Origin of the sequence: Paenibacillus mesophilus (genome assembly GCF_005938385.1) — a bacterium.
GTDB lineage: Bacteria > Bacillota > Bacilli > Paenibacillales > NBRC-103111 > Paenibacillus_AB > Paenibacillus_AB mesophilus.
This window is the reverse complement of the sequence record NZ_VCRA01000001.1, coordinates 237,106-247,135: the sequence shown is the minus strand read 5'-3', so window position 1 is coordinate 247,135 and position 10,030 is coordinate 237,106. Positions and strand designations below refer to the sequence as shown.

7 protein-coding genes are annotated in these 10,030 nt (G+C 56.2%); 6 read left to right on the top strand and 1 reads right to left on the bottom strand.

The window, feature by feature from the left end; genetic code table 11:
• The 4 genes from FE783_RS00915 to FE783_RS00900 form a co-directional block, all read left to right on the top strand.
• The coding region (locus tag FE783_RS00915; protein ID WP_238402813.1) for a sialidase family protein at positions 1 to 1,192 on the top strand (1,192 nt) is incomplete at its 5' end.
• An 85-nt stretch (positions 1,193 to 1,277) separates the two neighbouring features.
• Positions 1,278 to 2,810, top strand: coding sequence for an exo-alpha-sialidase (locus FE783_RS00910; RefSeq protein WP_158301553.1), 1,533 nt, complete (start codon positions 1,278 to 1,280; stop codon positions 2,808 to 2,810).
• Positions 2,811 to 2,839: 29 nt separating this feature from the next.
• Positions 2,840 to 3,997 (top strand): glycosyltransferase WbsX family protein, encoded by a 1,158-nt coding sequence (locus tag FE783_RS00905; RefSeq protein WP_138877430.1) that lies wholly within the window; start codon positions 2,840 to 2,842, stop codon positions 3,995 to 3,997.
• Positions 3,998 to 6,205: a glycosyl hydrolase family 28-related protein gene (locus FE783_RS00900; protein WP_138877429.1), complete on the top strand. Its 2,208-nt coding sequence runs from the start codon at positions 3,998 to 4,000 to the stop codon at positions 6,203 to 6,205.
• A 157-nt stretch (positions 6,206 to 6,362) separates the two neighbouring features.
• On the opposite strand, the gene FE783_RS00895 is transcribed toward FE783_RS00900, so the two are convergent.
• The gene (locus FE783_RS00895; protein ID WP_138877428.1) at positions 6,363 to 6,695 is read right to left on the bottom strand and encodes a hypothetical protein; all 333 of its coding nucleotides are present in this window, start codon (positions 6,693 to 6,695) and stop codon (positions 6,363 to 6,365) included.
• Positions 6,696 to 6,919: 224 nt separating this feature from the next.
• Between FE783_RS00895 and FE783_RS00890 the strand changes: the two genes are divergently transcribed.
• Positions 6,920 to 7,798, top strand: a complete 879-nt coding sequence (locus FE783_RS00890; RefSeq protein ID WP_138877427.1) for a helix-turn-helix domain-containing protein — start codon at positions 6,920 to 6,922, stop codon at positions 7,796 to 7,798.
• Between the two features lie 277 nt (positions 7,799 to 8,075).
• Entirely contained in the window at positions 8,076 to 9,833 is a 1,758-nt protein-coding gene (locus FE783_RS00885; RefSeq protein ID WP_138877426.1) for a methyl-accepting chemotaxis protein, read from the top strand.
• The last annotated feature ends 197 nt before the right edge of the window (positions 9,834 to 10,030 follow it).

Here is a 10,030-nt window from a genome sequence, read left to right as displayed (position 1 = left end):
TCAAACATATTGCCGCCATCAAATCGGAGAAGGCGAAGTGATCGAAGGGGCTACCGGCGCAGCGCCCGGCGGCCTTCCCATATCGAAGCGCAGCAGTGCGAGAGGAGCATGTCCGTTGTCTGTCAAACCCGTCAAACATATCGTCGTGTTCAAGGATGAGCAATATAATACGTTTCCGAGTGTCGTACGGAACCGGGAAGGACAATTCGTTAGCGCATTCCGGCAAGCGCCGGACCGGCTCGATACTTACGGACTGGAGCATATCGATCCGTCGTCGAAGGCGGCGCTCGTCACCTCTTCGGACGGAGTCGAATGGAGCCGGAATACGGCCGTTATGTACGACGACTTTTTCTACGGCGTACAGGATCCGTGTCTGAACGTTCTGAGCGACGGTACATTGTTCGGGACTCTATTCATGTGGAAGGTCGCCGATCTGGAAGACGTGAAGGACCGGCCCGATTACTCCCACAAAGTATTCGACAAATGGGCGGCCAAGGCTGTCGGCGCGTACTCGATCCGTTCCGCGGACGGAGGGAAGACGTGGGATAAGCCGATCGCGGTCGACCTCGGCAAAGTCTTCATCCGCGGAAACTGTGTGGAGCTGGAGGACGGATCTTTGCTTGCTCCGTTTTACGGTTACGCAGGAGGTGACTGGCGCGTTGTCGTTGGGAGGACGGAGGATCGGGGCGTCACGTGGACGAACTACGCGGAGATCGCACCCGAGGAAGGATACGGATTTTTCGAGCCGAATTTGTACCGGACTCCGTCGGGCAAGCTCGTTCTGTTCACCCGCTGTCATAAGACGAAGCCGGAAGCGGGCGACGGTCAGGCGGCGTACCCGCTTGTTACGTCGGAATCGACAGACGGCGGCCTTACGTGGAGTGCTCCGGTCAAACGCAAGTTTTACTCGCCGAGCCCGTTTCACGCGCTTCGTCTGGACGATGGCCGAATCCTTCTCACGTACGGATACCGGTTTCGGCCATTCGGCATCCGGGCCGTTCTGCTTGATCCGGAGTGCGGCGACCTGGAACAGGCGGAGGAAGTCGTGATCCGCGAGGACGGCCATGGCTCGGACATCGGATATACGAGCGCCGTTCAGATGGATGACGGCAGGGTGATCGTCATGTACTATTACTCCGAACAGGGCGAGCGGTACCGCTATATAGCCGGTACGATATGCGACATCGGGTAACGCCGGATGGCGGTTAGGGGGCTAAGGCGAGCCGTCGTCGGTCAACAGGATGCAAGGGCAAGGAATATACAAGGGAGGAATCGGCATGAAAGCAGTCTATTGTCGGCATCGTTCGGTTAAGGCAGCTGCGGTTTCTTTATTTCTTATCTTGGTTCTTTTATTGCCGGCCGGTATAGTGTCCGCGGAAGTGCGCCATACGAGCATTTCAGACGTCGTAATCGCCGGGGCTTCGGGTACCGACAAGCCTTATTTTCCGGATATCGTCAAGGCGGGCAACGGCGATTTGCTCGTCGTGTACTATTGGTCGAGCAGCCACGTTGGCGGGAACGGCAAAATCATGATGAAGCGGAGTACGGATGACGGAGCTACCTGGAGCGCCGCTCAGACGGTCGCGGATACGGTCTATGACGATCGCGACCCTTCGATCGCCGTTCTCGGCGACGGGACGCTGCTCTTATCTTGGTTTACTTATAACGGAGGGCCTGTCGACGTTCGCGTGATCCGCAGCACGAATAACGGGACGACATGGGGAAGCCCGGTTACGGTCGGAACGAACATGTCGTGGGCGGCGACTTCCTCCAAAATCATCGAGCTGTCGAGCGGTGATTTGCTGATCCCGCTCTACGGGCCGGGTACCGGCAATCAGAAGGCTACCGTGGTAAGAAGTACCGATCAAGGACTGACGTGGCCATCGTCCTCCGAGAAGACGATGGGTTTCGTTTCCGGCAGCCACTTGGTCGAGCAGGCGATTGCGGAGCTGGATAACGGGCATATCAAAGGGTTGATCCGCGCGTCCTCGTCCGACAATCTCGCTTACGAGGTCCATTCCTACGATTACGGAGCGACATGGGGTACTCCGGCGAAGCTCGATAAGAAGATGCATGCGCCCGAGCTGTTCCGCATACCGGGTACGGACAAAGTGTTTCAAGCTTGGAGCGAATATCAGCACCCGACCGGCGGTCGTCCCGTCATGGTACGGATCGGCTACCTCGGACAGCCGTGGGACGCTTCGCAGAGCCGTCTTCTTTATTCGGATAAATCGACGTCTGACATGGGGTATTCGTCTACGGCCATGCTGGGCGGCGATGAGCTGTTTACTGTTTATTACGATGCGCAAAAGCAGATCATCGGAGGCACCTATTCCAAGCTCGGCAATTGGGAAGGCGATTTCGGCACGAAGATGGACCTTTCGGGCATGTACCAGTCCTCGGCGATTACGGTTACGACCGACATGCTGTACACCGACCCGAACAACTCCGCGACCGGACCGAAGGGTGCGCTTGACGGGAGTATCGTTTACGGCAATGCCGCCTTCAAGAACGCCGCGGCTACTTCGACCTCGCCGTCCTACTATATGATAGACTTGCAGCAAACCTACACGATCGGAGCGATCGGAGTATTGCTGAAGGTCGGTTATGCGGAAACGGCGAACGTGCAAATATCCGCGGACGGCACCAATTGGATAATCGTACAAACGTACGATAACGTCAACATGAATCATGTGGATTACAAATATTTCGATTCGGGAATTTCGGTCCGGTACGTCAAAGTGACGGTAACGGCATCGTCCGGATGGGCCGGATTGAATGAAATTCAATTGTTCGAGCTTGCCCCTTGAACGGGGCGCCGACGAAGGTGGAGTGACGTATGGAGAAAGCGCGGACGGACCGCATTCAAGTCGCGGCCTATTATTTTCCGAATTACCACCCTGATCCGAGAAACGCGAAATGGCATGGCGAAGGCTGGACCGAATGGGAGCTCGTCCGGATGGCGACTCCCCGGTTTCCGGGACATGCCCAGCCGAAGGTGCCGCTCTGGGGCTGCGAGGATGAAGCCGATCCGGCGGTCATGGCGAGGAAAATCGATGCGGCTTCCGACCATGGGATCGACGCGTTCATTTTCGACTGGTATTGGTACGAGGACGGACCTTATTTGCGGCGTGCCCTGGAGGAAGGATTTCTGAAGGCGGCGAACAATGGCCGGATGAAATTTTCGCTCATGTGGGCGAACCACGACTGGCAAGATATTCACCCCGCCACGCGCAGCCGGCCGTACAAGACGCTTGCCTCCGGCGCCGTCTCGAGAACTGCGTTTCTCGCCGCATGCGAGCATATGATACGCACTTATTTCCATCACCCGTCCTACTGGCGCGTTGACGGCGGGTTATATGTTTCCATCTACGAATTGATGAGCCTCGTCGCCGGGCTCGGTTCGATCGAGGCGACGCGCGAGGCGCTGGAGCAGTTCCGGAGCATGGTGCGGGAAGCGGGGCTGGGGGAGCTTCACCTCAATGCGGTCGTTTGGGGCGTACAGCTGCTGCCCGGCGAGAAGAAGGTGACGAATGCGAACGAAATGCTCGATCTGCTCGGGTTCGATTCGGTCGCTTCCTACGTCTGGATTCATCATCACAGGCTGGAGCGGTTTCCGGAGACACCGTACTCCGCCGTCCGCGAGAAAGCGAAGCAGACGATGGAGACGCTGACCGGGCAGTACCGGCTGCCTTATTTCCCGAACGTGACGATGGGCTGGGATTCCTCGCCCCGGACGATCCAATCGGATCGGTTCGACAATCTCGGATATCCGTACATGCCGGTACTGGCGGACAATACGCCGGAGCAGTTCGAGCAGGCTTTGCGGGATGCGAAAGCTTTCGTGGAGAAAACGGACCGGAGTCCCCGCATCGTATCTATTAATGCATGGAACGAATGGACGGAGGGCAGCTACTTGGAGCCGGACACCTTACACGGTATGGCGTATTTGGAAGCCGTGCGTAACGTATTTTTGCCGGAACGGGGCGATCAATAGATGGCGGGCGACATTTCGAGAAGAGCGGTGCTGACTTCGCTTGGCATGACGGGGGCGGCCATAGCCGCGGGAGGAATTATGGGGGGAAATGCGAACGCCGTATTCGGAGCGGGTGCGGCGGATATCAACATCTTGGATTATGGGGCGGTACCCGGAGGTGTAACGGACACTTCCGTCGCGATTCAAAGCGCCATTGACGCTGCGAAGGGCAGTTTGTCGGGTGCGGTGCGCATCCCGAAGGGGCGCTGGAAATGCAAAAATGTGATCGTCGAAAATTGCACGCTGGCGTTCGATGACGGCGCCGTCTTGGTGTTCGAGCTGGGCGCGACCGATAACGGCCTGCTGCTGCGCTCCAACACGCGGCTGTACAACGCGACATTCGAAGTTTCGAATACGGCCTCGCCGCCGGACGGCAATTTCGGCAACGTGTTTCGCATCGGCGATTACGAAGCCGTTCCGAGTGAGGCTTATTCCAACATTCGCGTACAGGGCGCCAAGCTGTACTGCATGAACGCGACACGGAAAGCGCAGGCGGTCGAGGTGCTCGGCCAAGTGAACGATTTCGTGATGGAAGATATGGTCTTCTACGGTCCGTTCGACGCGGGCATTATCGTTCACTGGGGCGGCGATGTCGGCAGCGCGGACGCCCATAATCAGTTTGTTACGTATTCGTACCATCCGCATGACGGCGTTATCCGCAACATTCGCTTCAAGCCTTACAATGGCGTTGCCGGCAATTATGGTGTCATCCTGTCAGCCGTATACGACATTACCGTGGAAAATATCGCATTCGACGGTTGGACTTGTCCGATCCGCATATTGCCAGGCGACGTATACGCCCAGGTTGCGGTGAGCGCGGAGAAAAATAAGGTTCAAACCGGCATCGTCATCCGCGACGTCGATATAGCGGACCCGCCCGCGAGAGCAAGCAATAAAGCGTCTGCGCCGATCTTTATCCAAGGCTCCTCCGCGACCGTTCGCACGCCGATCGGACCGACCTATACGCTCGACAGCATTTCGTCGATTCGCATCAGCAGGGTGACGTATTCGCTGTCACCGGGGAAAACATATGGCGGCAGTCCGTTGTTTCTCGTGTATTATTCGTCGGGAGTTTCGGTGGAAGAAGTAACCGCTTCCGGCTTCGAAAGCGTCGGCGAATATTTGGCGCTCGTCGAATATTGCAACGACTGCCGCATTTCATTCACCGGCGCGACTGCGAATGGCAGCCGAATATACGGCAGTATGAACTGCGAGATCGATGCGCGGACGACCGGTACGGCGGCGGCCCAGACAGGCGGCAAAACCGGGCTGACGGCGGCGGGCACGTCGCTTGTCGGCACGTTGACGTCCGTTCTGTCCGTAGGGGCGACGACGATTTCGCTGTCCGCCGTAAGCACCGCCTTGACCGTTCCGAAAGGGCAGCGGATTTGGCTGACCGGAGAGAAATCGGTCATCATCGCCAAGACGACGCCCTTAAGCGCCACTGCGGCCAATACGGTGCCGATCGAACCATCGTCGGTAGCGGAGAACTCCGGAGCGGCTGCGGTGATCAAGGTCGTATGCTCCGGGCTGACGATTACGGGCCGTTACTCGAAGTGGGAGCAGGGAGTCATGCTGTCCGACGTGTACGGGGCGCGGGTGGAAGCGGAGTTTCTTCTAAATGGGAAGTACGACGTGCTGTTGGCAGGGAGTCGGGCCGACTGCATTCGGATCAATAAATCGCGCTTCGTAGCAGGCGGACGCAAAAACGACGGCTCCTTGCTCGCCAACATCCATCTCGGGACGACAGGCGACCGGATATCCGTGACGGAATGCGACTTCGAGCCTCAAGGTGCGCCGTGCGTGAATCGTCACCTTTTCGGAGGCGCCGAGCTGTCCAACGTCACGATCGGCGGCAACGATTTCGGCGGAAGCACGCTGGCATCCGTTGCGGTTGGCCCCCAATCGAATGCGGCTTCACAGAGGGGCAAAATATGCATCCACGGCAACACGTATAGGAGCGGAACGGCATTGGTTGCCCCCGGAACGATTCAGGGGACGTATGTCGGAGGCGCGTTCCAAGGCTTCGCGGCCTCGGCGCCGTCGGCGGGATATTGGCGTGCGGGCGATTCGCTTGCGAACGAGGCCCCTGCGGTCGGCGCGCCGAAAGGGTGGCGGTGCACCGCGACGGGTACGCCGGGCACTTGGGTGAGCGAGGGGAATTTATAAGCGGCTAGGTGGATCAATAAGTCGTAACGCCCGGGCAAACCTGTCCGGGAACTGAAAAGCCTCCCAACCCATTGGAAAGTGGGGTGGGAGGCATGCTTTTTTGCATGAAATTTTGCCCTAGTGAAGCATCAAGATGATACAGAGATTCATCGAGAGTTCATAAGAGAAACTCCTGTATTACAAAGTAAATGCATATAAGAGCAATCAGAAGCAATACACAAAGCGGGATGCTAATAATCGCAATCGCAGCTATGGCAAGACCCTTTCCGCCGTTTGTCGATTTCGTTCCGCGTACGGCTAATAGCAATGTAATGAGATGAATTAATAAAGTGATCAAAAATAAAACAAAGATATAATTATTATCTTCGTCACGATTGCCACCTAGGTAGATGAAAAGCACAATCATAAATACATTTATAAAAAATAAGGATACGAAGCTAAAAACGAAAGATACGACAGCTTGTCCCAAGCGGTTGATTTCCGGTTTCACGTTTGACAACAAAACTCCCCTTTTCCGACGACATAGCGTTCATTCCATATAATAGCACGGTTTCCCTAAATGGAAAATATATACTTTTATCAACGGCAGCTCTTGAACGGATCCCATTATCGCAAGTATGCATAAACAAAGTTGTTGAAACCCACATTTTTATAGAGATATACTGACATCTAGAGCAAATTTCACAACTGATCCTTCCCCGAACGGAGGTTGTCATGACGATACGAAGACCGATCGAGTCGATGCAGGGCGACATGTTTTTCGGCATCGATTTTCCCGTCTATGTGAATAGGGCGACCGAAACGTTCCATCTGCACGAACATTCGCATGATTTCGTCGAGATCGCTTATGTGGCGGAAGGCAAAGGCTTTCATTATATAGGCGACCGGATCGTCCCGGTAAGGAAAGGAGATCTGTTCTACATCCCCGTGGGCATCTCCCACGTGTTCCGGCCGGCGGACGCAGCCGTGAAAGATCCGCTGATCGTATACAACTGCATTTTCGGCCTGGAGCTGCTTGACCGGATTATCCGGAGCCATTCGCTGCTGCTTCCTTCGGAAGAGGCGAATGCATTGATTGCCATCCGCAACCGCACCGATTGGCTCAAGGCGGAAGAGCCGTCGGCCGACGCGAGAAACTTGATGCAGAGACTGTATCAGGAATATGCATTCAGGCAGGAAGCGCGCAATCTGATGGTTCTCACTTATGTGATTCAGCTGCTTCTTACGTTATACCGTTCGATCGAGGGCGGACCGATGCGTTCGTATATCGATAACGACTCCAGGATGGATGATGCGATCCGATACATTCAACAGCATCTCGATGCGCCTTTGTCGCTTACCGACATTTCCGCTAAGATCAATATAGGGAAACGGCAGTTCAACCGGTTGATCAAGAAGGCGACCGGCCAAACGTACACCGATTACTTGCATTCCCTGCAAATCGAGCGGTGCTGCGAGCAGCTGCGGAACACGGACCGCAAAGTGTACGAGATCGCCGAAACGATCGGCTTCAAGGATATGAAGCATTTCCATGCCGTTTTTAAACGAAAGACCGGACTGTCGCCGAGGGAATACCGGAAACAGAGCAAGTAGCTTGCTTGCCCCCGACCGCTTGCCGATTCTGCGAGACGATTCCCCCCCCCCCCTCCCCCCACGCGCCGAGCCGCTAACCTTAGTTCAGACACGCATATTTCGAAGAAATCTCGGAACAATCTGGTATAATAGAGAAAAGGGTTACAAAGACCTATTGATTGTTGCGAGATTGGGAGCGATGTACGCAGTTTAAGGACGGGGTACGACAAATCATCTACAGCCTGGGCTTGCTGGAGCAATCGTAGAGAGAAGCAGGGCGCGAAGGGGAATCCGGCACATGGTAACAGTAATGAAGAAGCATTTGACCGCCCGAATTCTGGTAGTCATAACGGCGGTCATGGTCGCGATCGCGGCGGGCAATGTCGTCACGCAGCTCATCCAGACGAAGGCTGCCGTCGAAGAAGCGGTCAACAGCTATAACATGCGAATCGCCGAAAGCTACGCCGGCCAGCTGAAGCCGGAGCGGTACGCCGAATTTTTGCAGCGGCCGCAGGAGGGCGATTTGTACTGGTCGCTCCGCCAAGAGCTGAACGTGTTCCGGACGCAGATCGGAGCCCGTTACGTCTACTTCGTGAAGTTCGACGAGAACAACGAGCCGCGGATCATGATCGACGGACTGCCCCCGGGAGACAGCTCCGCTTCTCCGATCAACGAGCTGGCGGACATGCCGCCTGACGCGGTGAAAAAAGTAATGGCGGGCGGCAAAGCCAGCACCCCGATTATCGAAAATCCGGAATACGGCACCTACATATCCGCATACGCATCTGTGAAAAATGCGAACGGCACATTGGTCGGAGCTCTGGGAATCGATACCGACGCCGACGTATTCGACCGGCTCGCCGCAAACGTAGTCAAAAGCAGCGTGCCGTTATACGCTCTCATCCTGACCATCACGATTGCGGGAATCGCCATTGTAGTATGGTTCGTAAGGCGCGCCTTGAAGCCGTTGCCTACGCTTACCGTAAGCGCGGAGTTGATGGCGGGGGGCGATCTGGCCCAAGCGAGCCGAACGTTGCGCGCCATGCCGGTCCGGTCGGAGGATGAAATCGGCACGGCTTACAAGGCGATGCTGACGATGTCGGGCAATTTGCACGAACGGGTACGCGGGCTGGTTGTGAATATGGATCAAACGTCGGATCAGCTCGTCGCGTCTACGGGCATGTTCGCCGGACATGCCGAGCAGATGCTGCAGCTCGGCGAGACGATGAACGAATCGGTCCAGCACATCTATGCGGGTGCGCAATCGCAGAAGCAAAGTGCCGACGACAGCGCCGTCGCGATGGAACAGATCTCGCAGGGCATCATGCGCATAGCGGAATCGTCCGCCACCGTTTCCGATGCGGCCATCCGCGCCCTGGAGATCGCCAGGGCGGGCGAGGAGGCGATGGAGCGCTTGAACGGTCAAATCGGCGACATCTCCACCTCGGCCGCGCAAACGCTGGACAACGCCAAGCTGCTGAAAACCTATACGGACGAGATCGACGATGTGCTCGGCGCCGTCCGCGAGTTCGCCGAACAAACGAAGCTGCTTGCCTTGAACGCTTCGATCGAAGCGGCCCGGGCGGGCGAGCACGGTCAAGGGTTTACAGTCGTAGCGAAGGAAGTGCGGAAGCTCGCCGACGCCTCCTCCTCGGCCGTACGTCAAATTACCGAGCTGCTTGGTAACATAGGCAAGGAATCCGGCAAAATTAGCGAGGAGATGGAAGGGGCATCGCGCGATATTTCCATAGGCGTCCGGCTGTCGGCCGAGGCCGCGGAATCGTTCCAGCATACCGTAGCGGCATTCCGGCTCGTCAGCGAACAAATTGTCGACATATCCGCGACTACCGAACAGCTGTCAGCAGGTTCCGAAGAAGTGGCCGCTACGGTAGGAAGCATCGCCGATATCGCCAACAAGGTGTCCGAGCAGTCCGGCCAAATCCGCTCTTTAAGCGGCCAGCAACTCGACAGGATGAAGCAGGTGAGCGAAGCGTCGGCGATTCTGACCGACAACACGCGGGAGATGAGAGAAGCGATCAAGCAAGTGAACGTGTAAAAGGAAGCCTTTGGAACCGTTGGTGCTATCGAGCGGTTTCAAAGGTTTTTTGTCGTTTTGAAAGGCAGCAGAAATCCCCGCAGAAGCGAACAAGGAGCGCTGCAAAATCGCTCGACTTTGGTAAATTCGCTGAATTTCAGGTTGTTGAAAAAGTCAAAAGCGAGAGTTGGAATACCGAAAGAGGTGGGGGAGATGTG

What these genes read in the sequence shown, in the direction of transcription:
- FE783_RS00910 (WP_158301553.1), top strand. Translation starts at nt 1,278, where the DNA reads ATGAAAGCAGTCTATTGTCGGCATCGTTCGGTTAAGGCAGCTGCGGTT.
- FE783_RS00905 (WP_138877430.1), top strand. Translation starts at nt 2,840, where the DNA reads ATGGAGAAAGCGCGGACGGACCGCATTCAAGTCGCGGCCTATTATTTT.
- FE783_RS00900 (WP_138877429.1), top strand. Translation starts at nt 3,998, where the DNA reads ATGGCGGGCGACATTTCGAGAAGAGCGGTGCTGACTTCGCTTGGCATG.
- FE783_RS00890 (WP_138877427.1), top strand. Translation starts at nt 6,920, where the DNA reads ATGACGATACGAAGACCGATCGAGTCGATGCAGGGCGACATGTTTTTC.
- FE783_RS00885 (WP_138877426.1), top strand. Translation starts at nt 8,076, where the DNA reads ATGGTAACAGTAATGAAGAAGCATTTGACCGCCCGAATTCTGGTAGTC.